Source organism: Actimicrobium sp. CCC2.4 (genome assembly GCF_034347385.1).
GTDB lineage: Bacteria > Pseudomonadota > Gammaproteobacteria > Burkholderiales > Burkholderiaceae_D > Actimicrobium.
The window spans coordinates 1,876,013-1,902,957 of sequence record NZ_CP133777.1; the positions used below are offsets into that span (position 1 = coordinate 1,876,013).

The 26,945-nt window shown below is 60.5% G+C and carries 25 protein-coding genes; 23 read left to right on the top strand and 2 right to left on the bottom strand.

Annotated features, from left to right (window positions below):
* The 22 genes from RHM62_RS08785 (at window position 1) to RHM62_RS08890 (ending at window position 24,962) form a co-directional block, all read left to right on the top strand.
* The gene (locus tag RHM62_RS08785; protein ID WP_322125112.1) at window positions 1-342 is read left to right on the top strand and encodes a ferredoxin; all 342 of its coding nucleotides are present in this window, start codon (window positions 1-3) and stop codon (window positions 340-342) included.
* Entirely contained in the window at window positions 339-4,430 is a 4,092-nt protein-coding gene (locus RHM62_RS08790) for a cobaltochelatase subunit CobN (RefSeq protein WP_322125113.1), read from the top strand. The genes RHM62_RS08785 and RHM62_RS08790 overlap by 4 nt, the downstream gene beginning before the upstream one ends.
* Window position 4,431: 1 nt before the next feature.
* Window positions 4,432-6,387, top strand: a complete 1,956-nt coding sequence (locus RHM62_RS08795; protein WP_416172321.1) for a putative cobaltochelatase — start codon at window positions 4,432-4,434, stop codon at window positions 6,385-6,387.
* 61 nt (window positions 6,388-6,448) lie between these two features.
* The gene (locus RHM62_RS08800) at window positions 6,449-7,153 is read left to right on the top strand and encodes a cobalt-precorrin-7 (C(5))-methyltransferase (protein ID WP_322125114.1); all 705 of its coding nucleotides are present in this window, start codon (window positions 6,449-6,451) and stop codon (window positions 7,151-7,153) included.
* Window positions 7,150-8,748, top strand: a complete 1,599-nt coding sequence (locus RHM62_RS08805) for a precorrin-8X methylmutase (protein WP_322125115.1) — start codon at window positions 7,150-7,152, stop codon at window positions 8,746-8,748. The genes RHM62_RS08800 and RHM62_RS08805 overlap by 4 nt, the downstream gene beginning before the upstream one ends.
* Window positions 8,735-9,880 carry a cobalt-precorrin-5B (C(1))-methyltransferase CbiD gene (cbiD, locus tag RHM62_RS08810; protein WP_322125116.1) on the top strand — a complete coding sequence of 382 codons (1,146 nt, stop codon included), beginning with the start codon at window positions 8,735-8,737 and terminating at the stop codon, window positions 9,878-9,880. The genes RHM62_RS08805 and cbiD overlap by 14 nt, the downstream gene beginning before the upstream one ends.
* On the top strand, window positions 9,877-10,620 hold the full coding sequence (gene cobI / locus RHM62_RS08815; RefSeq protein ID WP_322125117.1) for a precorrin-2 C(20)-methyltransferase: 744 nt from the start codon (window positions 9,877-9,879) through the stop codon (window positions 10,618-10,620). The genes cbiD and cobI overlap by 4 nt, the downstream gene beginning before the upstream one ends.
* The gene (gene cobM, locus RHM62_RS08820; RefSeq protein WP_322125118.1) at window positions 10,617-11,435 is read left to right on the top strand and encodes a precorrin-4 C(11)-methyltransferase; all 819 of its coding nucleotides are present in this window, start codon (window positions 10,617-10,619) and stop codon (window positions 11,433-11,435) included. Before cobI ends, cobM begins: the two co-directional genes overlap by 4 nt.
* Window positions 11,432-12,211 (top strand): cobalamin biosynthesis protein, encoded by a 780-nt coding sequence (locus RHM62_RS08825; RefSeq protein ID WP_322125119.1) that lies wholly within the window; start codon window positions 11,432-11,434, stop codon window positions 12,209-12,211. The genes cobM and RHM62_RS08825 overlap by 4 nt, the downstream gene beginning before the upstream one ends.
* The gene (cobJ, locus tag RHM62_RS08830; RefSeq protein ID WP_322125120.1) at window positions 12,208-13,797 is read left to right on the top strand and encodes a precorrin-3B C(17)-methyltransferase; all 1,590 of its coding nucleotides are present in this window, start codon (window positions 12,208-12,210) and stop codon (window positions 13,795-13,797) included. Before RHM62_RS08825 ends, cobJ begins: the two co-directional genes overlap by 4 nt.
* Window positions 13,794-14,909, top strand: coding sequence for a GTP-binding protein (locus RHM62_RS08835; protein WP_322125121.1), 1,116 nt, complete (start codon window positions 13,794-13,796; stop codon window positions 14,907-14,909). The genes cobJ and RHM62_RS08835 overlap by 4 nt, the downstream gene beginning before the upstream one ends.
* Window positions 14,910-14,912: 3 nt before the next feature.
* Window positions 14,913-15,515, top strand: a complete 603-nt coding sequence (gene cobO / locus RHM62_RS08840; RefSeq protein ID WP_322125369.1) for a cob(I)yrinic acid a,c-diamide adenosyltransferase — start codon at window positions 14,913-14,915, stop codon at window positions 15,513-15,515.
* Window positions 15,516-16,805 (top strand): cobyrinate a,c-diamide synthase, encoded by a 1,290-nt coding sequence (locus RHM62_RS08845; protein ID WP_322125122.1) that lies wholly within the window; start codon window positions 15,516-15,518, stop codon window positions 16,803-16,805.
* Window positions 16,802-17,464: a 5,6-dimethylbenzimidazole synthase gene (gene bluB / locus RHM62_RS08850; protein ID WP_322125123.1), complete on the top strand. Its 663-nt coding sequence runs from the start codon at window positions 16,802-16,804 to the stop codon at window positions 17,462-17,464. Before RHM62_RS08845 ends, bluB begins: the two co-directional genes overlap by 4 nt.
* An 11-nt stretch (window positions 17,465-17,475) precedes the next feature.
* Window positions 17,476-18,507, top strand: coding sequence for an iron ABC transporter permease (locus RHM62_RS08855; RefSeq protein ID WP_322125124.1), 1,032 nt, complete (start codon window positions 17,476-17,478; stop codon window positions 18,505-18,507).
* The gene (locus RHM62_RS08860; RefSeq protein WP_322125125.1) at window positions 18,504-19,280 is read left to right on the top strand and encodes an ABC transporter ATP-binding protein; all 777 of its coding nucleotides are present in this window, start codon (window positions 18,504-18,506) and stop codon (window positions 19,278-19,280) included. Before RHM62_RS08855 ends, RHM62_RS08860 begins: the two co-directional genes overlap by 4 nt.
* A 39-nt stretch (window positions 19,281-19,319) precedes the next feature.
* Window positions 19,320-19,877 (top strand): bifunctional adenosylcobinamide kinase/adenosylcobinamide-phosphate guanylyltransferase, encoded by a 558-nt coding sequence (cobU, locus tag RHM62_RS08865; protein WP_322125126.1) that lies wholly within the window; start codon window positions 19,320-19,322, stop codon window positions 19,875-19,877.
* Window positions 19,871-20,821, top strand: coding sequence for an adenosylcobinamide-phosphate synthase CbiB (gene cbiB, locus RHM62_RS08870; RefSeq protein ID WP_322125127.1), 951 nt, complete (start codon window positions 19,871-19,873; stop codon window positions 20,819-20,821). Before cobU ends, cbiB begins: the two co-directional genes overlap by 7 nt.
* A gap of 2 nt (window positions 20,822-20,823) precedes the next feature.
* Window positions 20,824-21,834 carry a threonine-phosphate decarboxylase CobD gene (cobD, locus tag RHM62_RS08875; protein ID WP_322125128.1) on the top strand — a complete coding sequence of 337 codons (1,011 nt, stop codon included), beginning with the start codon at window positions 20,824-20,826 and terminating at the stop codon, window positions 21,832-21,834.
* Window positions 21,807-22,718 (top strand): cobalamin-binding protein, encoded by a 912-nt coding sequence (locus RHM62_RS08880; RefSeq protein WP_322125129.1) that lies wholly within the window; start codon window positions 21,807-21,809, stop codon window positions 22,716-22,718. The genes cobD and RHM62_RS08880 overlap by 28 nt, the downstream gene beginning before the upstream one ends.
* On the top strand, window positions 22,715-24,166 hold the full coding sequence (locus tag RHM62_RS08885; protein WP_322125130.1) for a cobyric acid synthase: 1,452 nt from the start codon (window positions 22,715-22,717) through the stop codon (window positions 24,164-24,166). Before RHM62_RS08880 ends, RHM62_RS08885 begins: the two co-directional genes overlap by 4 nt.
* Before the next feature lie 331 nt (window positions 24,167-24,497).
* On the top strand, window positions 24,498-24,962 hold the full coding sequence (locus tag RHM62_RS08890; protein ID WP_322125131.1) for a BLUF domain-containing protein: 465 nt from the start codon (window positions 24,498-24,500) through the stop codon (window positions 24,960-24,962).
* Between the two features lie 72 nt (window positions 24,963-25,034).
* On the opposite strand, the gene RHM62_RS08895 is transcribed toward RHM62_RS08890, so the two are convergent.
* Window positions 25,035-25,268: a hypothetical protein gene (locus tag RHM62_RS08895; protein WP_322125132.1), complete on the bottom strand. Its 234-nt coding sequence runs from the start codon at window positions 25,266-25,268 to the stop codon at window positions 25,035-25,037.
* A gap of 286 nt (window positions 25,269-25,554) precedes the next feature.
* On the bottom strand, window positions 25,555-26,499 hold the full coding sequence (locus RHM62_RS08900; protein WP_322125133.1) for an acyltransferase family protein: 945 nt from the start codon (window positions 26,497-26,499) through the stop codon (window positions 25,555-25,557).
* Here RHM62_RS08900 and RHM62_RS08905 point away from each other — a divergent pair.
* On the top strand, window positions 26,494-26,832 hold the full coding sequence (locus RHM62_RS08905; protein ID WP_322125134.1) for a hypothetical protein: 339 nt from the start codon (window positions 26,494-26,496) through the stop codon (window positions 26,830-26,832). The genes RHM62_RS08900 and RHM62_RS08905 overlap by 6 nt on opposite strands.
* The last annotated feature ends 113 nt before the right edge of the window (window positions 26,833-26,945 follow it).

Genomic DNA, 26,945 nt, shown 5'->3' on the forward strand with positions numbered 1-26,945 from the left:
ATGAGAGCTCACCACCGGCATGTTCTGATGTGCGTCGGCCCGCGCTGCACTGAAGGTGGCGCCGTAGCGCAATCGATGTTCGAACAACTTGGCGAAAAAATCGATGCCTTGCCAGAGTTGCGCGTCAAGCGCACGCGCACCCACTGCATGGTGGCGTGCCGCAATCAGGGGCCGTTGATGGTGGTCTACCCGGAAGGCGTCTGGTACCGCTGTGTCGATACCGAGTCGCTCGACCGGATCGTGACCGAGCATCTGGTCGGCGGCAACGAAGTGCATGACTTGATTTTTCATCGCTTGGTCGAGGGCGATACGGAACTGGCGACCAGGGAAGTGTCGCCATGACGTCAAAGGCAGTGACGATTGCGCTGTTGACCCACGCCTCCGGCGACCTGACCGTACTGGCCGCGGCGCGTGCGCAATTGCCCGACGGTTTCGCCGCGGTGCAGGCGGTGGATTTGCAGCAGTGTGCGACCTCTGCGCAAATGATGTCATTGCTGGAGCACGATCTGGCCGGATGCCGTCTGATACTGGTGCGTGTTCTCGGCCGGCTGGGCAGCGTGCCCGGATTGACCGAACTGGTCAACGAAGTACGACGGCAGGGACGCCATCTGATTGCCATCAGCGGTGCCGGCGAACCCGACCCTGAACTGGCCGCCATTTCAACGGTGTCAGCGGAGGTGTTGCACCAGACGATGGCGTATTTGCAGGCCGGTGGCAGCATCAATCTGGCGCAATTGCTGCGCTATCTGTCGGATCATTTATTGTTGACCGGCTTTGACTACGACGCGCCAACGGCACTGCCCGATCATGGAATTTATCATCCCGATCTGCCGCAACAGGCGACGATAGCCGACTGGATCGCCCATCGCCAGAGCGATAGACCTAGCATCGGCCTGGTGTTTTATCGAGCCCACTGGATGAGCGGCAATACCCGCTTCATCGACGCGCTGGTGGATGCACTGGACCGTCACGGCATGAATGCGCTGCCAATTTTTACCGCGTCGCTGCGCACCGGTGCGGACGCGCTGCAACTCCCGTTCGCGCTGCGCTATTTTTGTGATGGCGACAGTGCCACTCCGTTGATTGATGTCCTCATCAACACCACCGCGTTTGCGATGGGCGAAATCACGGCGGGTGGTCCGACTCCGGCAGGCTGGTCGGTCGGTGTCCTGGAACGGCTCAATGTGCCGGTGTTACAAGCGATCACCAGTGGCATGGCAGAACAGCAGTGGCAGCAATCGGCGCGTGGCATGAACCCGCTCGATGCGGCAATGAATGTGGTGCTGCCTGAATTTGATGGTCGCATTATCACCGTACCAATTTCATTCAAGGCGCAGTCAGGTCAGGGGCCCGCTGCCTCGGCGGACTATGTGCCGGTGGCTGATCGCCTCGAGCGCGTCGCCGGCCTGGCGGCGCGCTTTGCGCGTCTCAAGCGCACCGGCAACGCCGACAAGCGCATCGCTTTTATTTTTACCAATTCAAACAGCAAGGCATCGCAGATAGGCAACGCCGTCGGGCTGGATGCCCCGGCCTCATTACTGCACATGCTGCAGGCAATGCACGAGGCCGGCTATCAGGTTGGCACGCTTCCCGACAGTGGGACTGCGCTGGTCCACGACCTGATTGATCGCTGCGCGTACGACACGACTTTTTTGACGACAGCCCAGTTGCAGCATGCCGTCGGACGCGTACCGGCGGCGCAATATGCCAACTGGTTCGCCGAACTGCCGACCGAGATGCAAGACAAGATGACCCACCAATGGGGGCCGCCACCGGGTGAGGCCTATGTACATGACGGGCATCTGGCGCTGGCCGGTATTGAACTGGGCAATACGTTTGTCGCGTTGCAGCCGCCGCGCGGGTACGGCATGGATCCGGACGCCATCTACCATCAACCCGATTTGCCACCGACGCATCACTACCTCGCGCTGTACCGCTGGCTGCGCGACACCTGGCGCGCTGATGCAATTGTCCACGTGGGCAAGCACGGCACGCTGGAATGGTTGCCGGGCAAAGGGGTAGGTCTGTCGCAGCAATGTTTTCCGGATGCGTTGCTGGCGGATCTGCCGCTGTTTTACCCATTCATCATCAACGATCCCGGCGAAGGCGCACAAGCCAAACGGCGTGCGCACGCAGTCGTGGTCGACCACCTGACACCACCGATGACCACCGCCGATACCTACGGTGCGCTGGCGTCGTTGACGCAACTGGTCGATGAATACTATCAAGTCGAAGTGCTGGACCCTGCCAAGCTGCCACTGCTGCAGCAGCAAATCTGGGCGTTGGTGAAACAGACCAATCTGGACACGGATTTGCAGGCACGTTTGCTGCACCATGATCATGATCATGAGCATGGCCACGATCACGATCACGACCACGACCACAAACACGACCACGATCACGCCGAGCATGGGCACGACCACCCGCACAATGACGCACTTCCGGCTGCGCTATCGGACATGGGCGGTGCCGATGTTGCGCATCTGATCGAAGATCTGGATGGCTATCTGTGCGAACTGGGCGCAGCGCAGATTCGCGATGGCCTGCATATCCTCGGCCAGTCACCGACCGGCGCGCCGCTGGTCGACATGCTGGTCTCGCTGACCCGTCTGCCAAATCAGGTAGTGCCAGGACTACAGGAAGAAGTAGCACGCCTGTTCGGCTTGTCGCTGACCATGCTGCTGGAAAATAAAGGCCGTCGCCTCAATGTGGTGGCAGCGCTGGGCAAACTCACCGAGCGCGCCATCGTCACGCGCGCCGATGCGCTCGACGCCATCGATCAACTGTGTCGTACCTTGTACGTGGAACTGCAATCTCACGCTTATCAGCCAAGCGCCATCGACGCAGTGTTGCACAGTGTTTTTGCGTCGATCGATCAGCATGATGACCATACGGCACGCGCGCTGCTGCAACCGGCGCAGCCAAAGCGCGCCAGTGTTATTGCACAACTCGGCAAGCCGCGTGGTGTCAGCGTTGCAGTCAAACCACCAGCCAAGCCAGCCGTCGCGATGCTGGCGCGGCCATCCGAAAAACGCTTCGAGGCACTGCACCAGGTGCTCAGCTTCGCCTGTCGCGAACTGGTACCGAATCTGGCACGCGCTTCGGATGAAATCGACAATCTGCTGCACGGCCTGTCGGGTGGTTACGTACCCGCAGGCCCGAGCGGATCACCAACCCGCGGCATGGCGCATATCCTGCCGACCGGGCGTAATTTTTACTCGGTTGATCCGCGCAGCGTGCCGTCGCAATCGGCATGGCGGGTCGGCTCGCAACTGGCGCACGAAGTGCTGACTCGCCATTTTCGCGAGACCGGCAGCTATCCGGAAAGCGTGGCCATCAGCGTGTGGGGAACCAGCGCGATGCGCACCCATGGTGACGATGTTGCACAAATTCTGGCGCTGCTGGGCGTGCGTCCGGTATGGCGCTCCGAAAATCGTCAGGTCATTGGCGTGGAAGTCATACCGCTGGCTGAACTGAAGCGGCCGCGCATTGATGTGACGACCCGCATCAGCGGATTTTTTCGCGATGCCTTTCCGCAGCTCATCGAGCTGATCGACGATGCAGTACAAGCGGTAATTCAGTGTGACGAACCGTTGTCGGACAATTTTGTGCGCAAACATTATCTGGCCGAACTGGGCGACTGGATCGGCAAAGGATTGTCCGATGCCGACGCTGCCACGCGCGCCGGCTACCGGATTTTTGGTGCAAAACCGGGCAGTTATGGCGCGGGAATTTTGCCGCTGATTCAGGAAAAAAACTGGCAAAACGATGCCGACTTCGCCGAAGCCTACGTCAACTGGGGCGGCTATGCGTATGCCCGCACCACGCAGGGACTGGATCAGCGCGACGCGTTCCGGGTACGCCTGTCCGGCGTGCAGATCGCGCTGCACAACCAGGATAATCGCGAACACGACATTTTCGACAGCGACGATTATCTGCAATTTCATGGCGGGATGATTGCCACGATCCGGGCGCTGAGCGGCCAGCAGCCACGCCATTATTTTGGTGACAGTCATGATCCCGATCGCGCCAAAGTACGCGATCTGAAAGAAGAAACCTTGCGGGTATTTCGCTCGCGGGTCGTCAATCCCAAGTGGCTCGCCAGCATTCAGCGGCATGGCTACAAGGGCGGGCTTGAGCTGACCGCCACGGTCGATTATTTGTTTGGCTACGACGCCACCGCACAGGTGATGGAGGACTGGATGTATGAGGACGTTGCCGCGGCCTATGCCTTCGATCCGGTCATGCAGCAGTTTTTGCAGGACGCCAATCCATGGGCACAAAACGCGATTGCCGAACGCTTGCTTGAAGCGGCACATCGCGGCATGTGGGCCGCACCCGATCCGCACACGCTCGAGCGTCTGCGCGCGCTGTATCTCGATAGCGAAACCTTGCTGGAGGCGCGTGGCGAAACCCCGCGCAATGCATGACATGCACGTAACGCATTTTCCTTTCAGCGCCATCGTCGGGCAGCCGCAGTTGAAGACCGCACTGTTGTTGTGTGCGGTCGATCCCAGCCTCGGCGGAGTATTGATTCGCGGCGACAAAGGCACCGCAAAAAGTACCGCAGGTCGCGCTCTGGCCGATGTCTTGCCGCACATTGATCGTGTTCCCGGCTGCGCCTTCAATTGCGCGCCGGGGATGGCATCGGCGCACTGTGAAGTGTGTTGCGGTGCGACGGCTTCTGCATCGGTCGCGGTGGCGTCGGCGGTTCCTTTCATCACGCTGCCGCTGGGGGCCACCGAAGACCGCGTGCTCGGCACGCTCGATCTGGCGCGCGCGCTCAAAGGTGCCGAGCGGGCGTTTCAGCCCGGCCTGCTGGCCGCCGCGCATCGCGGCATCTTGTATATCGATGAAGTCAATTTGCTGGCAGATCATCTGGTCGATGTGCTGCTCGACGTGGCAGCGATGGGGGTCAACTCGGTGCAGCGTGAAGGGTTGTCGGTCACGCATCCGGCGCGGTTTACGTTGATCGGCACGATGAATCTCGAAGAGGGTGACCTGCGTCCGCAACTGCTGGACCGCTTCGGTCTGATGGTGGAAGTCACCGCGCCGCGCGATAAAACACAGCGGGCCGAAGTCGTGCGACGACGCATCGCTTTTGAAGCCAATCCTGTCGCGTATGCCGCCACCTGGGTAGGGCAGCAAGACGCGCTACATCAACAAATCCTGACCGCCCAGGAACGCATTGCCGAGGTGGTGTTAAGCGATGCATTGCTCGATTTGATCAGTCACCTGTGCTGCGAATTTGACGTGGCCAGCCTGCGTGCCGATATCGTGATGCACAAGGCGGCGCGCGCACTGGCCGCGCTCGATGGCCGGTATGCGGTGACCCCGGCCGACGTGCGGCAAGCGGCGGAACTGGTGCTGCCGCATCGGCGGCGGCGCAAGCCGTTCGAGCAACCGGGGCTGGATCCGCAACGGCTCGACGAGCTGATGGACGAAGCGCAGCAAGCTGCCGAGCCAAATGAATCATCTGAATCATCTGAATCACAGCAGTCCGACAGCGATGCCGTGCAGCCCGACACCGATCCCTCGCCGGATGCACCAGAGCGACAGGACGCACCGGCGCAGCAACAGGTGTTTGCTGCGGCGCCGATGACGTCGATGCGGCCGGTACGTGTCGAGGCTGTAACTGCGACCGCGCGCGTGGTCGCAGGTCGCCGCAGCGAAGCAGACAATGCGCCGCGCGGCAGGGTCGTGCGTGCGGTGCCGCATCGGCAACCGGACAGCCTCGCGGTTGGCGCGACATTGCGCAGTGCGGCCCTGCGCGACCCGCTGGATTTTGCAGTGACCCGCGACGATCTGCATCAGCAGGTTCGCGTCGGCAAAACCGCCAACCTGATTGTGCTGGTAGTCGATGCCTCGGGTTCGATGGCGGCGCAGCAGCGGATGGAAGCGGTCAAGGGCACGGTCGTGTCCTTGCTGACCGATGCCTATCAGCGGCGCGACGAAGTGGCGGTCATCAGTTTTCGTGGCGATGCGGCCAACATGCTGCTGGCACCGACGCGCAGTATCGATCTGGCCGAACAGAGCCTGCGTGACCTGCCCACTGGCGGTCGCACGCCATTGCCGCATGCGCTGCAACTGGTGCTCCAGACCCTCGCTCACTATCACGGGGACGCCGCACCGCTGCTGGTGCTACTGACCGACGGCAAAGCCAATGTCGGGCTCGATGCGGGCGATCCGTGGCAAGCATCGCTCGGCATGGCCGGCCTGCTCGCTGCACGGGGCGTTTCCGCACTGGTGGTCGATACCGAATCCGGCTATCTGCGACTCGGTCGCGCGGCCCTGCTGGCGGAGGCACTGGGCGCAGAGTGCCTGACGCTGGAGCAATTGTCGGCCGAGCAGTTGACGCTGACGATACGCAGTCGATTGCACCCATGAACACCAGGCAAAGAGCTCACCCGCCGCTGCGTTCGCGCGCATTCAATTTAAAGGAATTCCCATGATTATCTGCATCGGTGCCGGCCCCGGCGATATCGGTTACCTGACCCAGCGTGGAGCTGCATTGATCCGCGACGCCGACGTCGTCGCCGGGTTCGACGCGGTGATTCGCGTTGTACAGAGCATCATTCCCGCCAGCGCTGAAGTCATCAAAATGAATTACCGCGATCAGGTCGCGCAGCTTGAGTTGGTGGCAGCGGCACACCATGCCGGCAAGCGCTGCGTGGCGGTCTTCATGGGCGATATTCACTTCAGTGGTTTTCAGTATCTAGAGCGCGTCGAGCGCGCCTGCGGCCATCCGGTCGATACCTTGCCGGGGATATCGTCTGCGCAAATACTGGCGTCACGCACCAAGGTCTGCTTCGATGAAACAACCTTCATCACCTTTCATCGACGCGGCGATCTAGCCCCGTTTAAACGGCATCTGGTGCATGTGCTGGAAGACTTGCGCAATGCGATCGTGATTCCATGTCCGTGGGATGCCGCGCGGTCTTTCATGCCGCGCGACATCGCGGCCTATTTGCTGGCACAAGGCATCCCGGGCGAGCACCCGACCGAAGTCTGGGAAAACCTGACCGGCAACGAAGCCGAATGGCGTGGCTCGCTGGCAGAATGTGTCGACCGTGAATTTACCGACATGAGCATCATGCTGATCCGTACCCGTACGCCGATGGCCAGCCAGATCGAAGCGGCGGGGGCAGCATGACGCCGCCTGTGGTGCCCGCCGAATTTGGCATCGTCATTGCCGGTCACGGTAGCCGCGACCCCGATGCGGTGCGTGAATTTGAAGACCTGATTGGCATCGTCCGGCAGAGCGCGCCGCAGCATGCGGTCAGCCACGGCTATCTGGAATTTTCCAGTCCGACCATCGCCGAAGCTGTCAACACGGTGCTGGCCACTGGTGTGCGTACCGTGGCGGTGGTGCCGGGCATCCTGCTGGCGGCCGGTCATGCCAAGAACGACATGCCAAGCGAATTGCTGGCGCTGGCACGCGAACATCCGACGGTTGATTTTCACTTCGGCGGGACGCTGAACTTGCATCCGCGCCTGCTGCAACTGGCGCAAGAACGCATCATCGCGGCCGAAGCCACATCGCCACACACGGTGCGTCGCGACGACACCTGTCTGGTACTGGTCGGTCGTGGCACCAGCGACCCCGACGCCAATGGCGAAGTCGCCAAACTGGCGCGCATGCTGGAAGAAGGCATGGGATTTGGCGGCGTCTATCTGTGCTATTCCGGCACGGCCAAACCGCTGGTGGCCGATGGTTTGCGCGCCGCCGCACGGATGGGATTTTCCCGTCTGGTGGTACTGCCTTTTTTCCTGTTCGACGGTGTTCTGGTCAAACGGATTTATGCCGCTGCAACGGCATTGCAGGAACGCGAGCCGACGCTGGAAGTGCTGCAGGCCGGCTATCTCGGCGCGCACGAGCATGTGGCCGCAGTGCTGGTCGAGCGCGCCCGCGAGGCAATTGCCGGTCGCGCCCAAATGAATTGTTCGCTATGCAAATACCGGGTACAGATTGTCGGCTTTGAAGAGCAGGTCGGCACACCGCAGCGGGCCCATCATTTGCAGGTGCGCGACTTGCTGAAAATCGAGGAGGCGCGCGCCGCCTTGCCCGCTGAGCTGCAGGTCGATGCACCGCCGGCCATGGCGCCGTATGTGCCGCATCCGATCGAAGCCGAAAGTTTCGAGATCATCGCTGCGGGTCGCGACTGGACAATTTTTCCGGCCGCCCATCTGACGGTACTGCAGCGTCTGGTGCATACCAGTGGCGACTTTGCGGCGGTGGATGATCTGTATTTTTCTGCCGGCGCGGTGGAAACCGGTATCCGCGCGCTGCTGCGCTGCAAGCGCATCGTCACCGACGTGACGATGGTGCAAACCGGATTGAAGCGTGCCTTGCTCGAGCAGCTGGGCATCGACACCTGGTGTGGGGTGCATGACCGCGAAACGCATTTGCTGGCGGCCAGTGAAAACATTACGCGCTCGGCGGCCGGTATCCGCCGCGCCTGGCAAAAATTCGGCAACGATATCGTGCTCGCGATTGGCGATGCACCGACTGCGATTGCCGAGACGACCCGTCTGATCCGCGACCATGGCTGGCGGCCGCAATTGGTGATCGGCCTGCCGGTGGGTTTTGTCGGCACGCGGGAAAGCAAGGACGCATTGCGTCGCTGCCTGCAAGTGCCACGCATCACCAATACCGGTACCCGAGGTGGTTCGCCCTGGGCGGCGAGTGTGGTCAATGCGCTGATGATTGACGGGCTCAATCAGCTTGCCGGGTATGCACGAACTTGAACGCGCCGAATTTGATCTGCAAGTGCTGGCCCTCAATGGCTTGCGGCGTGGTCGCACGACCGGCAGTTGCGCTACCGCTGCAGTCAAGGCGGCACTGACATGGATGCTGTGCAGTGGTCGGGAACAGCAGGTGGACGTGACGCTGCCGGACGGACGCCACTATCTGCGCGTGCCGATTGCCGGTTTGAGCGATCTGGATGCGGCCACCGTGCGCGCCGAGGTACTGAAAGACGGTGGCGACGATCCCGACAACACGCACGGCGCGACGATTTTTGCTGAAGTGCGGCGCAATGCGTTAGGCACGATCCGTTTTTTCGCAGGGCCGGGAGTCGGTACCGCCACGTTGCCGGGACTGCGGGTAGCCGTCGGTGAGCCGGCCATCAATCCGGTGCCACGCAAGATGATGCAGCAAGCCGTCGCTGAGGTATTGCAGGACGCCGGATTGCCGGCCGGGACAGGATTCGATCTGACGATAGGCTGCGAAAACGGCGAGCAGATCGCCCGTAAAACATTCAACCCGCGGCTGGGTATTCTTGGCGGGATTTCGATACTCGGGACCTCGGGCATTGTCGAGCCGATGTCGATGGCTTCATGGGTGGCTTCGATCGAAGTGTATGTGCGCGTGGCACTGGCGGGGGATGTGCCGAGCGTGGCGTATTTGCCCGGAAAGATAGGGCGCGATTTTGCCCGGCAGGTGCTGGAGCTGCCCGACAAACGGATGGTACAGATCGCGAATTTTTTAGGCGATGCGCTGGACTTCACGCAGGTCGCGCTGGAAGAACAGCAGCGCCAGCTCGACACGCTGTGGCTGGCCGGCCATCCAGGAAAACTGGCCAAGGTGCTCGACGGCGTATGGGATACGCATTCGAGCAAAAGCAATATGGCAATGGGTTCGGTGGCGCGTGTCGCCGCAGAGCGCGGCTTGTCAGCACAACTTGTCAAAGAAATGGAACAGGCAAATACAGTGGAAGCAGTCATTGAACAAATGCGACATCAGCACGGCGCGCAAGCGTTCTGGATGGATATCGAAGCGCGCATCGGCGCCCAAGTACACGCACGCGTGCCAGCGGTGAAGAAAGTCGAAATCCGGTTATTCGATTTGGCTGGCACCGCACTGGGAGCCGCAGCATGAGCGCGATCGCACTCGGACATTTCTGGGGCATCGGGGTCGGCCCCGGTCCTGCCGGTTATCTGCCGCTGGCAGCCTTGTCGGCACTGCAGCAGGCCGACCTGATTTTTGCGCCGCGAGCGCGCAGTGCGGATGCCTCGGTGGCATTGCAATGCCTGCACGGGATCGACATTGATGCATCGCGCTTGCGCGAAATCGAATTCAATATGGATCCGGATCGCTCGGTATTACAGTCGCATTACGCGACGCTGGCCGAGACGATTGCCGGCGAATTGCGGGCCGGTCGCAGTGTCGCCTACCTGACGATCGGCGACAGTCTGACCTATTCGACCTACGGCTACATTCTGGCGGCACTGTGCGAGCTGCTGCCGACGCTGCCGCACCGGACCTTTCCAGGCATTACCAGTTACGCGGCGGCCGCCGCCGCACTCGGCTGGCCATTGGGAGAGGGCAAGGAGCGCACGCTGATTTTGCCCTGCCCGGAATCGCCGGCCGAATTGCAGCAGGAAATTGCCACCCACGACATCGTCGTGCTGATGAAAATCGGTCATCGCCTGCCGTGGGTGTTGCAACTGTTGCGCGAGCTCGATATCGCTGACTACTGCGGCTTTGCACGCCGCATCGGCTTGCCCGGCGAATTGCTCAGTACCGATGTGGGTGCGCTATCGGCCGATGCATCGATCGGGTACTTGGCGACGATGCTGATTCGAAAAACCCCCAGAGAAAGACGACATATCCCATGAAAGTGTATTTCATCGGCGCCGGCCCCGGCGCACCCGACCTGATCACGCTGCGCGGTGCCACCATCCTCGGACGGGTTTCCACGGTTCTGTACGCCGGCTCGCTGGTACCCACCGCGATACTGGTGCACTGCAAGCCGGGAGCTGATCTGATCGATACCGCCAGCCTCGATCTCGAACAGCAGGAAGCCTGCTACCGCGCCGCCCAAGCGGGGGATTACGACGTCGCCCGACTGCACTCGGGCGACCCGGCCATTTATGGCGCAACGGCAGAACAGATGCGCCGCCTTGATACCTTGGGCATCGACTACGAAGTCGTACCGGGCGTGTCGTCATTCACTGCGGCAGCGGCTGTCGTGAAGTCGGAACTGACCAAGCCGGAAGTCTCGCAAACCATTATTTTGACCCGCGTGTCGGGCCGGGCGTCGGCCGTGCCGGCACTCGAAGCGATCGATAAACTGGCCGAACATCAGGCCACGATGTGTATTTTTTTGTCGGGTCCACATTTGAAAAAAATCGTCACCGATTTGCGTCTGCATTATCCGGACGACACGCCGGTGACGCTGGTCTATCGCGCCACCTGGCCGGAAGAAAAAACCTATCAGGGCACGCTCGCCACGATTCTGAAAGACACCAAACGCGGTGAGTGGAATCTGACGACGATGATGCTGGTCGGCGAGGCGACCGGTCACGGCGCGCAAGTGGAGTCGCGCCTGTATTCGAAAGATTACAAGCATCTGTTCCGTGCCAAAAAAACGGCGCGGGCAAAAGCGGTAAAAGCCGCCCCGGAAGTGAAAAAAGAACAGGTCGACGCGTGACGGTTGGTACTGAATCTGGCACCGGCACTGGCACCGGCATCTGGCTGGTCAGAGCGCAAGCCGAGCTACTGGGCGCGGCACTGCAAACGCCGCTGGATGCGGTCATCTATCGCCCGTGGCAGGACGCGGTGCAATCGCAGCAACGTCAATTTGCCGACGCCTATCGCCGGCATGCACAGTGGATCATCGTTGGTGCGACCGGGATTGCGGTGCGCTTTCTGGATGGCCTGATCGCCGACAAGCACAGTGATCCGGCGGTGGTAGTACTGGACGAGGCAGGGCGTTTTGCGATCTCGCTGTTGGCGGGGCATGAGGGGGGTGCCAATACGTTGGCCTATCGGGTCGCCGCGCTGATCGGTGCGGTGCCGGTCATCACGACGGCCACCGAAACAGTCAAGCCGCTGGTCATTGGCATCGGCTGCCGCAAGGACGTCGCCCATGCGCGCATCAGCGCTGCCGTGATGCAGGCGCTGGGGTCGCGCTCGCTCGACTTGGTGCGCGAAATCGCGACCATCGATCTGAAGCAACATGAGCCGGGTCTGCTGGCATTTTGTGCCGCCCATGATTTGCCGCTGCGCGTGATTGCCCGCGAAACGGTAGCGGCACGCGGCTGGGTCACCGTGCCGTCGGCCTGGGTCAGTCAGCAAATTGGGGTGGATGGCGTATGTGAACCGTGTGCGCTGATTGCCAGCCCGCGCGGAAAATTAATTGTGCCGAAAACCACCCGCGATGGGGTGGCGGTGGCCATCGTTGAAGATAGCTGGAGTGCAGTATGAGTGGTGTATTGAATCTGGTATCGGTCGGGCCGGGCTTTGCCGACCTGATTGTCCCGCGTGCGGAAGCAGCGCTACGCGACAGCGATGTGATCGTCGCGTACGAATTGTATTTACGCTGGATCATGCCGTGGATCGAAGGCAAGGAGATCCACATCCCGCCGCTGACGCAAGAGCGCGAACGCGCCTTGCTGGCCATCGACAAGGCCCGTAGCGGCGCCAAGGTTGCGCTGGTGTCGAGCGGTGATATCGGCATCTATGCGATGGCCGCGCTGGCCTACGAAGAAATGCGCGAGGACGATACCTATACCGTCAATCTGGTTCCCGGCATCACCTCGGCCAATGCCTGCGCCTCACTGCTGGGCTCGCCGTTGTCGCATGATTTTGCGACGCTGAGCTTGTCCGATTTGCTGTGTCCGTGGGAGTGGATCGAACACCGCGCCCGGCATATTGCCGAGGCTGATCTGGCTTGTGTGCTGTACAACGTGCAAAGTGCCGGCCGGCAGGAAGGCGTCTACCGGATTTTGTCGCGCATGCTGGAATTCAAGGCGCCGGGCACGCTGTGCGGCATCGTCAAAAATGCCTACCGGCCGGGACAGGAAGTGTCGATACATCGGCTCGATGAATTGCCCGCGTTGAAGTTCGACATGCTGACCACAGTCGTTATCGGCAACCGCTTCACCCGTCGCAAGCGCGGGCAGATATTTACGCCACGCGGCTACAACGACTGGAGCGCGCCGCAGGAGGCAGACGTACCGGTTGCACTGGTTGCCACCACTGAAACGTCGTCCGCTGCGGAAACGGTATTGCCCGCCAATGCACTCTGGGTTTTCGCTGGTACCAGCGACGGCAATGCGCTGGCGCGCGAGCTGGCGGCGCGCCAGAGTCGCCCTGTGGTGGTGTCGACCGCGACTGAATTCGGCGGTCAGATCGCGATGCAGGATTGCCCCGGCGTGACGGTCTGGGCAGGCCGGCAGGGTGTCGAAGCGCGCCGTCAGGCATTGGTGACGCATCAGGCCGCAGCACTGATTGACGCAACCCATCCGTATGCGACGCTGATGTCGCAGCAATTGATCGGTCTGTCCGAGGAATTGGCGTTACCGTATTTGCGGTATGAACGTGCCAGCGCACTGGGTGACGAACCGCATCAGTTGTACGCGACGGTGGAAGAGGCCGCCGCCTCGGCGATTGCACAAGGCAAACGGATTTTTCTGGCAACCGGCTCGAAAGACCTGGCGACATTTTTGCAGGCCCCCGGCGCGCAGCACTGCACGTGGTTTGTGCGGGTCACTGCCGATCCAGATTTCATGCAGCGCGTGCTTGAACTCGGTATTCCACGCAGTCAGGTATGCGCGATGCAGGGACCGTTTTCGCAAGCGTTCAATACCGCGCTGTGGCAAGACTGGCAAATCGATTGCGTCGTTACCAAAGACTCCGGTGAAGCCGGCGGCTATCTGGCCAAGGCCGCTGCGGCCGCTGCGCTCGATATCCCGCTGCTGGTCGTTGCGCGGCCGCAGATCGATTATCCGGTGCTGGTCGGTGGTGTCGATGACATCGTCCGTCAGCTTGAAGAACGGCATCACGCATGAGCGCGCCCATTCCGGTCACCATCGTCACCGGCTTTCTCGGTTCGGGCAAAACCACCTTGTTGCGCAGCCTGATCGCGCGCCGGCAAACCCGCCGTCTGGCTTTGCTGATCAATGAATTCGGCGAAATCTCGATCGATGGGGCGCTGATCCGCGACGCCGCGGGCGGCAACGCACACATCCAGCTCCATGATTTTCCGTATGGCTTGATTGCGTATGGCGACGACGCGCATTTTGTACCGACCATGCAGGCGATTGCCGCGCGTCGGGCCAATGTCGACCATGTATTGATCGAAACCTCCGGCCTTGCGTTACCCACTGCCGTGATGGAAATTTTGCAGGGTGCCGAACTCGCGGCCGATTTTATTCTCGATGCAACACTCACGGTAGTTGATACACCGCTGATGCTGGCGCGGCATTTTGATGATAGCGCACCGGCGACGTTAGCCGATGCGGCTACTGCTACGCTGTTTTCGCAGCAGCTTGAATTCGCCGATGTGGTGGTGCTGAACAAGATCGATCAGCTCGATGAAGAACAGTTGCTGCAAGCGGAAGAGCAGGTTCGTCGCCGCGCACCGAATGTGCGTTTTCTGGAGCTGGCCCATGGTGCGCAACTCGACATGCGCGTGGCACTCGGCTTGCGTTTGCATCAGCCAACACTGACCACGCACGATCACCGCTACACGCCGCTGCCGACGATGCCCGGCCCGAGCAGTGCGGTATTAATCAATCAGGACAGGTTGAACGGTCATGCCCATTCCGGCATGGCAGCGCACAGCCATGGACTGGCGACTCACAAGCATTTTCATGAACAGGATCCGGGCTGGTTGTCGTTTGTACTGCGCAGTACTGTGCCCCAATCCGGCACGACGCTGCACGATGCACTGGTCACTATTGCGAGCGCCGAGCCGGTATTGCGTAGTAAAGGTTTTGTGCAACTTGATTCTGATGAGGCGCCGCAACTGGTGCAGGGCGTGCGTACCCGCGTGTCCATTACCCCCGAGCCAGCGCGCAAGGCGTCCGACAAGTCCGAACTGGTGTTTATTGGTTTTCACTTGAGCCGCATCCGCGTGGCCGAACAACTGTCGGCATTGACCGGCACCTCCTGGAGATAAATGATGAAAACAGATCCCGTATCGCACAAGCGCATGTCGCAACGGCACAAAGAAGGCTTTGAAAAAAAGCTGGCCGCAGCGCAAAAAGAAAAAGGATTGCTGATGGTCTACACCGGTACCGGCAAAGGCAAATCGACCGCCGCTTTCGGCATGGGTATGCGCATCCTCGGGCACGAGATGAAACTCGGTGTGGTGCAATTCATCAAGGGGGCGCTGCACAGTGCCGAGCGCCAGATCCTGGGTGTGCATCCGCTGTGTGATTTCCATGTGGTCGGTGCCGGCTATACCTGGGACACGCAGGACCGTGCAGCCGACATGGCCACCTCGGCCAAGGGCTGGGCCGAAGCGGTGCGGATGATCAACGACCCGAGCTATGACATGGTGATTCTGGATGAGCTCAATATCGTTCTCAAATATCAGTATCTGGATCTGGACGAGGTGCTGGACGTGTTCGCCAAGCGCCGCGACATGCTGCACATCGTCGTCACCGGTCGCCACGCACCGGAGGCACTGGTCGCGCTAGCGGATCTGGTCAGTGACATTCGCCCGGTCAAGCATCCGTATCAGGAGCAGGGTATCAAGGCGCAAAAAGGCGTGGAGTTCTGAATGGTGCGACATTGTCCTGCGCTGTTCATCAGCGCACCCGCTTCCAACCACGGCAAGACCACGGTCACTGCCGCACTGGCGCGTCATCATCGCAATTTGGGTCGCAAGGTCGTGGTGTTCAAGACCGGGCCGGACTTTCTGGATCCGATGATTTTGCAGCGGGCCAGTGGCGGTGTGGTGCATCAGCTCGATTTGTGGCTGGCCGGTGAAGCGGCGTGTCGTCAACTGCTGTACGCCGCCGCAGGCGAGGCAGACCTGATATTGATCGAAGGCGTGATGGGGTTATTTGACGGCGCGCCGTGCAGCGCTGATGTCGCAGAGCGATTCGGTGTTCCTGTGCTGGCGGTGATCGACGCGACCGGGCTGGCGCAAACCATCGGTGCGATTGCGGCCGGTCTGGCTGGCTATCGTCCGACCGTGACACTGGCGGGTGTGCTCGCCAATGCGGTTGCCAGCGACCGCCATGAAGAAATGCTGATGCAAGGTATGCCGGCTGCTATCCGATATTTGGGCGGTGTCCGTCGCAATGCACTTTTTGCGTTGCCCCGTCAGCATCTGGGCTTGTTGCCTGCCGATGCAGTGAGCGATCTCGATGCACGGCTGGATGCGCTGGCTGCCTGTATTGCGCCGCTTGCGGTTGCTGCACTGCCTGCCAAGGTCGCATTCACCCGTGCCGATTGCGCGCTGCCAGCGTCTCTATTGCAAGGCGTGCGTATCGGTGTCGCACGTGATGCGGCGTTCTCTTTTTTGTATCCGGCTAATCTGGCGTTGCTGGAAGCGATGGGTGCGACGCTGCATTTTTTCTCGCCGCTGGCCGATGCGACTTTGCCGGAGGTCGACAGTATGTATTTGCCCGGTGGATTTCCGGAGCTGCATCTGGCTGCGCTGCAAAATAATCAGGCGATGCATGCCGCATTGCGTGCCCATGTCGCTGCCGACAAACCGCTCTTTGCCGAGTGTGGCGGCTTGCTGTATCTGCTGGAATCACTGACCGACAAAGCCGGTCAGCCGGGTGCGATGACTGCACTGTTGCCGGGGTCGGCGCAGATGCAAAGCAAGCTGCAGGGCCTTGGCTATCAAAGCGCAGCTATGCCCGGTGGTGTGTTGCGCGCGCATACTTTTCACTACTCGCACATCAGCATGCGGCTCACGCCGGCAGCGTCGGGCGAACGGCTTTTCAATACCTCGGCAGGCGAGGCAATCTATCAAGTAGGACGATTGACGGCGACGTATCTGCACTGCTATTTCCCGTCCAATCCGGTTGCCGCAGCCCGGCTTTTTTTATCATGAACCGCTTTTCCAACGATGACATCGCCGCCGTCTATCGGGTGATTGCCGAGCGGCGCGACGTGCGACATTTTTTGTCGGACCCGATTGATCCGGACTTGATGGTGCGGGTACTGCAGGCAGCGCATCTGGCGCCTAGTGTCGGCTTCATGCAGCCGTGGCGGTTCATCCGGATTGTTGATCCGGCGCGACGGCAAGCGGTGTACGAGCTGGTTGAACAGGAACGCATCGCCACCGCGCACGCACTTGCGCAGCGCGAAGATGAATTCATGCGCCTGAAAGTGGAAGGCATTCGCGAATGCGGCGAAGTGCTGGTGGTGGCCTTGATGGATAGGTGCGAAGAGCATGTCTTTGGTCGCCGTACGCTACCCGAAATGGATCTGGCATCGGTGTCCTGCGCGATTCAAAATATGTGGCTGGCGGCGCGGGCAGAAGGCATCGGCATGGGCTGGGTGTCGATGTTCGAGCCGGAACAATTAAAGCAGTTGTTGCAGATGCCGGCCGGTGCCAAGCCGATTGCGATTCTCTGCCTCGGCCACGTCGCTGCTTTTTATGCCAAGCCGATGCTGGAACAGCAGGGTTGGGCAGCGCGGCAGTCCTTGTCGGACCTGCTGTTTGTTGATCGCTGGGGTGCGATCGAATCTCCTGCGGTGCCGGAATGACGGTTGTTGCCATGGGTACCAGCGCAGGTTTGTCGGCACGCAAACGATCACTCGTTGTGGTCGGCTTGCTTGTCATCGCAGCTCTGGTTGCGCTGCTGGTAGCGGGGATGACCGGGTCGGTATCGTTATCCTTGCCGGAGATTCAGACAGCCGCCAGCACCCTGCTCGCCGGTGGCGATGCGTCACTGGCGTCGACCGTACTCGGCTTGCGCCTCGCGCGCGCCGCATCGGCCTTCGTCACTGGCGCAATGCTCGCGCTGGCCGGGGTGATGATGCAGGCATTGCTGCGCAATCCACTGGCTGATCCATATGTGCTGGGCGTGTCGGGCGGTGCGGCGGTCGGGGCGCTGGCGGCCATGCTTTTTTTCAGCGCGGCATGGATGATTGATGCCGCCGCGTTTGCCGGTGCGCTGATGGTGGCGTTGTTGCTGTTTGTGCTGGTACACCGCGATCTGCGTGGCGGTTCGGGCCGGGGCGATCGTTCGCTGTTGCTGCTTAGCGGCGTGGTGGTGGCGTCGGGCTGCGGCGCACTGGTCACCTTGATGCTGTCGATTGCACCCGATAGCCGCTTGCGCGGCATGGTGTTCTGGCTCATCGGCGACGTGTCGGGATCGACCTTGCGCGGTTTGCCGTGGCTGATACTCGCCGGTGCCTTGCTGTTATCGCTGCGCTTTGCGCGGGCCATCAACATCATGGCATTGCATGCCGATGCGGCGCTGACATTGGGTGTGCCGGTCGCGCGCTTGCGTCGCGGATTGTTTTTTTGTGCGGCGTTGCTGACCGCTGCTGCGGTCAGCAACGCGGGCAGTATCGGGTTTGTCGGCCTGATCGTGCCGCATGCCTGTCGCTTTGCGCTCGGTCCCGATCACCGGTTGTTACTGCCCGCGTCGGTACTGGTCGGCGGGACATTTTTGCTGCTGGCCGATACGCTCGCGCGCACCGTGGTCGCACCGCAGCAACTGCCGGTGGGCGTGATCACTGCGTTGATTGGCGTGCCGCTCTTTTTGCTGCAACTGCACCATCTGCGGAGAAGCACCGGATGATGCAGACGAGGGACCTTAGCCTGCAGGTGGCAGGTCGCGTGCTGATCGACGCGCTGGACTGGCAGATCACAGCAGGGCAATGCTGGTGCGTCGTCGGTCGTAACGGCGCGGGCAAGAGCACGCTGCTCACGGCGCTGGCGGGCTTGCGGCCACCAGATCGCGGCGTGGTGCAAGTGGCAGGGCGCGCGCTGGCCGACTGGCCGTTACAGGCGCTGGCACGCGAGCGTGCTTATCTGCCGCAGGGTCACAATGATGCGTTCAGTTATTCGGTGATCGACACCGTGCTGTCGGCCCGGCATCCGCACCATGGCGCTCGCTACTGGGAGTCCGACGATGATCATCAGATGGCACAGGCGGCCTTGTCGACCATGGATGTGGCCGACCTGGCACAACGCGATGTGCGTTCGCTGTCGGGTGGCGAGCGGCAGCGGGTAGCGATTGCTGCGGTGCTGGCGCAAGGCACACCGCTGCTGTTGCTCGATGAACCGGCCAATGCGCTCGATCTGGCGCATCAGGTCAGCGTCATGCAGTTGTTGACATCGCTGCGCCGGGATGCGGGCAAGGCGATCGTGATGGTCAGCCATGATCTCAATCAGGTGCAGTCGGTCGCAAGTCACGTGCTGCTACTGATGGGAAATGGCCAGTGGCAGGCCGGTACGGTGGCGCAGATGATGACCAGCACACTGCTCGGCCAATGCCTCGGTCACCCGATCGATATCGTGCGTTACGGCACCCGACTTCTTTTTCTTCCGGCAGAACTTGGCAATGAATAATCAACTCTCAGGGCGCTGGACCGTCTCGCGGGCAACCTCATGACTCGCACGCTAATTCTGGGCGGCGCACGCTCCGGCAAAAGCGCGCATGCCGAAAGGCTGGCCGGCACCAGCGGCAAAGCAGTTATTTACATCGCCACGGCGCAAGCCCGCGACGACGAGATGGCAGCACGCATCGAGGTGCATCGCCAGCAGCGTCCGGCCGGCTGGACCACGATCGAAGAACCGCTGGCACTTGGCGCAGCGATGCGCGCGCACAGCAGGCCCGATAACGTGTTGCTGATCGATTGCCTGTCCGTCTGGCTGTCGAATCTGCTGTTTGCCGACGGGCTGGATTTTCCCGAGGTCGGCCGGATCACTGCACCGCCGACCTTCGTGGCGCAGCGCACTTTGTTTTTGCAGGCGCTGGAACAGGCCCCGGGCGACATCGTGCTGGTATCAAATGAAGTCGGCATGGGCATCATCCCGCAGGGTGCGATCACACGCTGGTATGTCGATGAAGCAGGGCGCTTGAATCAAGCCGTCGCCGTAGTGTGCGAGCGGGCGGTGTGGGTCGCGGCGGGCTTGCCGTTGATGTTGAAGGGCGCTCCATGTTGATGGCGTTGGGCATGCCGGTGGTCGCACTGCTGGTTGTTGCGGGTGTGCTGCTCGATCTGGTATTGGGCGAAGCACGACGCTGGCATCCGCTGGTGGGTTTCGGCAATCTGGCAAACGCACTGGAGCGTCGGCTCAACAAGCCCGACCGGTCCATCCTGTGCGGCGCACTGGCCTGGCTGCTCGCGGTTCTGCCACCGGTGATTGCTGCCATCTGGCTGATACGCATCGCCGCGTCATACAGCTTCTGGATGGTCGCCTTGCTGCATGTGTTGCTGCTGTATTTCAGCATCGGACTACGCAGTTTGCGCGACCACTTGCTGCCGATTGCAACCGCGTTGGCGGCACAGGATTTGCCGCTGGCGCGCGCGCTGACGGCGCGTATTGTCAGCCGTGATACGGCCGATGCGAGTGCCGCCGATCTGGCCAAGGCCGGTGTCGAATCGCTGCTCGAAAACGGTAATGATGCGGTCTTCGGTACCTTGTTCTGGTTTGTCATCGCCGGTGGTCCGGGCGCCTTGCTGTTTCGTCTTGCGAACACACTCGATGCAATGTGGGGCTATCGGACGCCGCGCTATCTGCGCTTTGGTCGGGTGGCCGCGCGCATCGATGATGGTTTGAACTGGTTACCGGCGCGCTTGACGGCGCTGTCGTATGCGCTGCTCGGCAACACCGCCAACGCGCTGTGGTGCTGGCGCACGCAGGCACCCGCGTGGTCGAGTCCGAATGCCGGACCGGTGATGTCTGCCGGCGCCGGTGCGCTTGGTCTGGCGCTCGGCGGTGCGGCGCGTTATGACGGTGAGATCGAATCCCGGCCTGCACTGGGCCGGGGAGAACCCGCTGCCGGGCGCGACATCGCCCGTGCCTGGCATCTGGTGCTCGGTACCTGCGCGCTGTGGACTGGTGTGATCGGGCTTATAGGGTTCTTACTTTGGTTGAAGGGATAAGCATGCTTGAACATGGAGGCAACCTGCGGGCAGCGATGGCGCAATTTGCGCGTCCGCCGTCGGAATGGATAGACCTGTCGACCGGAATTAACCCGCTGATGTATCCGGCGCCTGCCGTGCATGTCGATGCCTGGCAGCGCTTGCCGGAACCCTCTCCAGCGTTGATCGCTGCAGCGTGCAGCTACTACGGTGCGCCGGCATTGTTGCCGGTGGCCGGCACGCAAGCAGCGATTCAGGCGTTGCCGCAATTGCGCGCGCACTCGCGCGTGGCGGTGGTCTCACCCACCTACGCCGAGCATGCGCATCAATGGCGACGTGCGTTGCACGACGTGCGTGAAGTCAGCCATGCCGAGCTCGATGTCGACGTTGATGCCGTGATTGATGCCTGCGACGTGCTGGTGCTGTGTAATCCGAACAATCCGACCGGCGCACGCATTGCGCCCGAATGCTTGCTCGACTGGGCCGAGCGGCTTGCTGCGCGCGGTGGCTGGCTGGTCGTGGACGAAGCTTTTGGCGATATGGAGCCCGCATTGAGCGTGGCGCAATGTAGCGATCGCGCCGGGTTGATCGTCTTGCGCTCGGTAGGAAAATTTTTCGGTCTGGCCGGGTTACGACTGGGTTTCGTCGCCGCAGAGCGCAGTATTTTGAAGGCACTTGAAGACGAAATCGGCCCGTGGTCAGTCAGCGGCCCGGCGCAGCAGATTGGCTGCGCAGCGCTGGCCGATATCGGCTGGCAAACAGCGATGCGCGCACAACTAACCGATGCCGGTCTGCGCTTGCAGCAACTGCTTGCCAGGCACGCCATCGCATCCCGCGGTACGGCGTTATTTCAATGGTGGCCTGAACCCGACGCAGTGGCCTTTCGCCAGCACTTTGCCGAAGCAGGTATCTGGGTTCGTCTATTTACTGCCGGTGCCGGTGGAATACGACTCGGCTTGCCGCCCGATGAGGCCGCATGGCAGCGTCTGAGTGACGGATTGGCAGGATGGATTTCACGACAGGGCAAGCAATGAAAATCGGATGGATATTAATGGGCTGGTTGGTCATGCAGACAGCCGCCGCAGCAGCAGTAACGGCACGCGATGACGCCGGACATGTCATCACCCTGGCGCAACCAGCGCAGCGCGTCGTGTCGCTGGCACCGCACGCGACCGAATTATTGTTTGCCGCCGGTGCTGCAGAGCGGGTGGTTGGCGTGCTGTCGCACAGTGATTTTCCGGCAGAGGCCAAGCGCCTTCCCGTAGTCGGCGATAGCCGTCAGATCGACATCGAACGGCTGCTGGCCTTGAAGCCGGATTTGCTGGTGGTGTGGTTGCATGGCAGTTCGGCGCGTCAGCTGGAGCAGTTGCAGCAGCTCGGCATTCCGCTGTTTTACAGCGAGCCGCACAAGCTTGACGAGATTCCCGATGCCGTCGTGCGTCTTGGACAATTGCTCGGTACCGACGCGGTGGCGGCAAAGCGCGCGGCGCAATTGCGGCAGACGCTGTCGACATTGACGGCACGCTACGCGGGTCGTCCGACCGTGCGCGTGTTTTATCAGGTCTGGAGCAAACCGCTCTACACGTTAAATGGCCGGCATATTGTCAGCGATGCGATTCGGGTGTGCGGCGGCGAAAATATTTTTGATCGCCTCGCCACGACGGCCCCGATCGTCAATATCGAAGCCGTGCTGCAAGCAAACCCCGAAGCCATCGTCACCGGATCGAATCTGCAGAAGACCGAGACCGGACTCGCGCTATGGCAAGACTACCCGGCACTGCTGGCCGTCAAAAACAACAACCTGTTTGCCATCGACGCCGACTTGCTCAACCGTGCCGGCCCGCGCCTGATCGACGGCACCGCCGCCTTGTGCGAAAAACTCGACAGCGCGCGCAATCACCGGAGCACCACTCCATGAAGTTTCCATTTCAAACACTGATGGTACAAGGCACGACATCGGATGCCGGCAAGACCACCGTGGTCGCTGCGCTCTGCCGCCTGCTGGCGCGCGAGGGCATCAAGGTCGTGCCCTTCAAGCCGCAGAATATGGCGCTCAACAGTGCGGTCACCGCCGATGGCGGCGAGATCGGACGTGCCCAGGCGTTGCAGGCGCAAGCCGCCGGACTGGTACCGCATACCGACATGAACCCGGTATTGCTGAAGCCGTCGAGCGATACCGGTGCGCAGGTCATCATTCACGGCAAGGTGCGCGCCGACATGCATGCGCGCGATTATCACGTCTATAAAACCGTGGCGATGCAAGCGGTGCTGGAATCGTACCGGCGACTCTGCGATCAGTACGAGGTCGTCATCGTCGAGGGTGCCGGCAGTCCGGCCGAGGTGAATTTGCGTGAGCGCGATATTGCCAACATGGGCTTTGCGGAAGCCGTCGATTGCCCGGTGATTCTGGTGGCAGACATTGATCGCGGCGGCGTCTTTGCGCATCTGATCGGCACACTGGCGTGCTTGTCGGAGAGCGAGCGTAACCGCATAGTCGGCTTCGTGATTAACCGTTTCCGCGGTGATGTCGGCCTGCTTGAGCCTGGTCTGGACTGGCTGGAAAAACAGACTGGCAAGCCCGTGCTGGCAGTGCTGCCGTATCTGCAGGGGTTGTTTCTGGATGCCGAAGACGGCATTCAGTCTACGCAGGTCGAAGCGGGACAATTTCGCGTACTGGTGCCGGTATTGCCGCGCATTAGCAACCATACTGACTTTGATGCACTGCGCGCTCATCCCGACGTCGATCTGCAGTTCATACGGGCCGGGCAGACGATTCCACCAGCGGATCTGATCATCTTGCCCGGGAGTAAAAACACCCGTTCTGATCTGGCGTGGCTCAAGGCGCAAGGTTGGCCCGCTGCGCTAGCGCGTCATTTGCGCTACGGCGGCAAAGTAATGGGTATTTGCGGTGGCTTCCAGATGCTGGGCAAGACAATCGCCGATCCCCTCGGGGTGGAAGGAAAGCCCGGATCGGATGACGGCCTGGACCTGCTCGATCTTGATACCGAGCTGCGCAAGGACAAGCGCGTTGAAACTGTTACGGGTAGATGCCAGTTTGCGGATGCGTCTGTGAGCGGTTATGAAATCCATATGGGTGTATCAACCGGCAGCGCCTTAGCCAATCCGGCGTTCGAAATTGAAGGTCATGCAGAAGGTGCCATATCGGCCGACGATCATATTTTGGGAACCTATCTGCATGGCTTCATGGATACTCCTGCAGCATGCCATGCGATATTGGCATGGGCGGGATTGCAGAGCGAAAAGCTGATCAATCTCTGCCAGATAAGAGAAAACAGCCTCGACCGCGTCGCCGATATGGCGTTACCGCTGAAACAAAAAATCGAGCTACTCACTTCTACTTTTTAAGGCTGAATTTGGGGTGTGGGGCACCCGGTAGCTGTCAAGTCATCTGCAAGCGTCCGCGAATCCTTTCAATTACCCCTATCTTTCTGAGGCAGGATTAAAACCGATTTGCATATCTGCCAGCCGACGCATGTCTCGCCACATAACAATGTTCCCTGGCGGTGAATCATTAGCCCTTGCGAGATAAAGGAATGACGGGTTACGCGGGTCCGGAATTCCCATTGCGACGCACCTTATTCAGTTTGTAAATGCAGTAGAACCGACAGACCGGCTACCAACCAGGACGTCTTGTGTCCTGTCCCGATCCGGCTTAGGATTCCTCACGGAGGACAAAATGCAAAATACCATTCGCAGTCTCGTGTACGTCAGCCGTTCAATGCAGCGTATGTCGCTCAACGAACTGAGTAAGTTGTTAATACAAGCGCGCGCATCCAATCAAGCGAACGGGATTTCGGGTGTGCTGCTTCATCACGATGGCTTGTTCTTGCAACTGATGGAAGGTGATCCGGAGGCGATAGATGCGCTGTTTAAAAAAATCATGGTGGATCGTCGCCACGAGGGCGTGTTAATTCTTGTCGATTCGCTGCGGGATCGGCCGCGCATGTTCCCTGACTGGAAAATGGGTTTTTATCATTTCTCATCGATTGAGCGCGTGGTGGGCCCCGGCCTTATGGAAAATGCGACGCATGATATGGACAAAGCGATCCTGTTAATCGATCCAGAGGATCCTGTAACCACCCTTATGGCAACTGTTTGGAACGCTAACCGTCAATATTTCGAACGGTCTCCATCGGCCTGAGATGGCAGACCCTGTTCATCATTCCGGTTTGACATCGCTTGCCCTTGTCGAACAAGGAGTTTTTGTAACGCGTCATGGGGAGGTCAAGTCCAAACCGAGCAGACCGGCAAGGACAAAGGTGACCAGCGTCAATACCAGGAGCAATAGCACGAAGATGGCGGCAACCTTCGCTCCCGCGCGCAGCAGCGCGCGCTTATCCATCTCCTTCTTTCCTTGATCGTAATGCCACTGGATGGCGAAAAACATCCCCGTGCCGAGCACGAGAACTTTGAACGTCACTAAGACTATCGGGATCCATTCCATCATTTTGAGTAGGCCGGGTTATGAATTGACGCTATCTATCGTAAAGAGCATGACCTTAAAATCTTGCTGCAGTTGTTTCATTTTTTGTCCAAGCCATCCGATCAGACACCACTGTGCAGAGGTCAAGTCAGTCCGGATACAGCCAGAGGTTTTTTCTGCCGTGTGCGGCTCGAGCGCGCAGCGTGACGCCTTGCCCGGTGCGAAATGTCGTCTGGCTAATTTGTAAAAGCTGACAATGTAGTCGATGGCGTCATTTTTTGCTCCCTGCCGGTTGATATAAGTGCGTTGCTCAACAGTACCGGAACGGAATTTTTCGCCCTATCAACCAGCGTCTGGCCGGTTGCTCGACCGTCAGGTGCAGGATCGCAGCACCGATCCCGATTGACCGCAGATACAGCGCGAACCCGCTGCCATCAAACTGCATTCGATGCTCCTGCATCAGACGCAGCACGAGCTGATGCAACAGGTACAAGGCAAACGAGATTTCACCGCCGAATACCAGGTAGCGATTGCTTAAACCCGCGGTGATCCAACCGCGCTGGCGCGAAAAAACGACGATCAATCCAGCCGCAAAGGGGGCCAGGCAAACATGGTCGGCCCACTCGCGGGTGATCAGTCCAGCCAGCGGGCTGATTGCGCCGAGCGTGGTCGCTTCCTGAACCGGCGCGACCAGCGGCAAGTTCGTGAAGTGAAGCGCCAGCATCGCCCGGTGCAAGCACGGAGCCAGCCCGAAGCGACAGGCTGCGAACGCCAGTGCCAGCGCGACCAGCGCGGCGCACTCGTAGAGTGTCCATCGCAGGCTTGGTACGGCCGGTCGTGTCGCCTGTTCTCTTGCCCGAAAATCCAAGCCGCAAACCACACCGAGGACGAACTCGCTCATTCGCGCCAACGGAAATCCATATAGCAAACCGGTGCTCGAGAGTTGCTGCCCGCTTGGCGCCCAGCTTGGCAGATCGGTCACCGAAGAGACCTCGACCAGGAGCGCCACCAGCAGGATAGACAGCAGCAGGATGAACAGGACAGCACGCTTTCCTGTCGCCATCAGCAAAGGGAAAATGGCATAAAAAAACAGCTCCGTCGAAATGCTCCACGACGCGTAGTCATAAGAAAAAAAATAGTGGTCCCAGGGAATCCAGGCTTGCAGCAGCGCGGCATTGGCGATCAATACCGGCCAAGAAAATGGTGTAGGCAAGGGCAGCAACAGCAGGCACAGGCACAAACACGCCAGATGCAATGGCCAGATACGGGCCAGGCGCGCGCGGTTCGACGATTTTGTGCTTCACCATGCGAGCAAAGACTGGCCGTCCTGACGGCGCAGCAAACCGTGCTGCAGGGAGGGGATGACTGGCTGGATTTGCATCGGGAGCTGGCGGCCATGTCCGCGTCCGGCAGGCAGCACACCATCGCCAATGCCGGGCACTATATTCAACTCGACCGGCCCGATGTGGTCATCGATGCCATCGCTGAGGTGATGCGTGCGGCGCGCGCGCCACCATCGCGCCCGGCCGGCCGCCACACCAAGTCTGGCGGTGCTGCCAGGATAGAACGACCGGTGAGCGTCCAATAGCCGATCGGGTCACTTTTTTATAACGCCGCACTGTATGGCGAGGATGTTCCGGTCACCCTGTTCCCTTGTCCGTAACTGACATCCATCCTGACGCCACCCTCCGTGCAACCGCG

What these genes read in the sequence shown, in the direction of transcription:
- RHM62_RS08895 (WP_322125132.1), bottom strand. Translation starts at nt 25,268, where the DNA reads ATGATGGAATGGATCCCGATAGTCTTAGTGACGTTCAAAGTTCTCGTG.
- bluB (WP_322125123.1), top strand. Translation starts at nt 16,802, where the DNA reads ATGAACCGCTTTTCCAACGATGACATCGCCGCCGTCTATCGGGTGATT.
- RHM62_RS08885 (WP_322125130.1), top strand. Translation starts at nt 22,715, where the DNA reads ATGAAGTTTCCATTTCAAACACTGATGGTACAAGGCACGACATCGGAT.
- cobD (WP_322125128.1), top strand. Translation starts at nt 20,824, where the DNA reads ATGCTTGAACATGGAGGCAACCTGCGGGCAGCGATGGCGCAATTTGCG.
- cbiD (WP_322125116.1), top strand. Translation starts at nt 8,735, where the DNA reads ATGCACGAACTTGAACGCGCCGAATTTGATCTGCAAGTGCTGGCCCTC.
- cobJ (WP_322125120.1), top strand. Translation starts at nt 12,208, where the DNA reads ATGAGTGGTGTATTGAATCTGGTATCGGTCGGGCCGGGCTTTGCCGAC.
- RHM62_RS08855 (WP_322125124.1), top strand. Translation starts at nt 17,476, where the DNA reads ATGGGTACCAGCGCAGGTTTGTCGGCACGCAAACGATCACTCGTTGTG.
- cobI (WP_322125117.1), top strand. Translation starts at nt 9,877, where the DNA reads ATGAGCGCGATCGCACTCGGACATTTCTGGGGCATCGGGGTCGGCCCC.
- RHM62_RS08785 (WP_322125112.1), top strand. Translation starts at nt 1, where the DNA reads ATGAGAGCTCACCACCGGCATGTTCTGATGTGCGTCGGCCCGCGCTGC.
- RHM62_RS08845 (WP_322125122.1), top strand. Translation starts at nt 15,516, where the DNA reads ATGGTGCGACATTGTCCTGCGCTGTTCATCAGCGCACCCGCTTCCAAC.
- RHM62_RS08880 (WP_322125129.1), top strand. Translation starts at nt 21,807, where the DNA reads ATGGATTTCACGACAGGGCAAGCAATGAAAATCGGATGGATATTAATG.
- RHM62_RS08800 (WP_322125114.1), top strand. Translation starts at nt 6,449, where the DNA reads ATGATTATCTGCATCGGTGCCGGCCCCGGCGATATCGGTTACCTGACC.
- cobM (WP_322125118.1), top strand. Translation starts at nt 10,617, where the DNA reads ATGAAAGTGTATTTCATCGGCGCCGGCCCCGGCGCACCCGACCTGATC.
- RHM62_RS08905 (WP_322125134.1), top strand. Translation starts at nt 26,494, where the DNA reads ATGCAATGGCCAGATACGGGCCAGGCGCGCGCGGTTCGACGATTTTGT.
- RHM62_RS08805 (WP_322125115.1), top strand. Translation starts at nt 7,150, where the DNA reads ATGACGCCGCCTGTGGTGCCCGCCGAATTTGGCATCGTCATTGCCGGT.
- RHM62_RS08795 (WP_416172321.1), top strand. Translation starts at nt 4,432, where the DNA reads ATGCACGTAACGCATTTTCCTTTCAGCGCCATCGTCGGGCAGCCGCAG.
- RHM62_RS08860 (WP_322125125.1), top strand. Translation starts at nt 18,504, where the DNA reads ATGATGCAGACGAGGGACCTTAGCCTGCAGGTGGCAGGTCGCGTGCTG.
- RHM62_RS08835 (WP_322125121.1), top strand. Translation starts at nt 13,794, where the DNA reads ATGAGCGCGCCCATTCCGGTCACCATCGTCACCGGCTTTCTCGGTTCG.
- cbiB (WP_322125127.1), top strand. Translation starts at nt 19,871, where the DNA reads ATGTTGATGGCGTTGGGCATGCCGGTGGTCGCACTGCTGGTTGTTGCG.
- cobO (WP_322125369.1), top strand. Translation starts at nt 14,913, where the DNA reads ATGAAAACAGATCCCGTATCGCACAAGCGCATGTCGCAACGGCACAAA.
- RHM62_RS08890 (WP_322125131.1), top strand. Translation starts at nt 24,498, where the DNA reads ATGCAAAATACCATTCGCAGTCTCGTGTACGTCAGCCGTTCAATGCAG.
- RHM62_RS08790 (WP_322125113.1), top strand. Translation starts at nt 339, where the DNA reads ATGACGTCAAAGGCAGTGACGATTGCGCTGTTGACCCACGCCTCCGGC.
- cobU (WP_322125126.1), top strand. Translation starts at nt 19,320, where the DNA reads ATGACTCGCACGCTAATTCTGGGCGGCGCACGCTCCGGCAAAAGCGCG.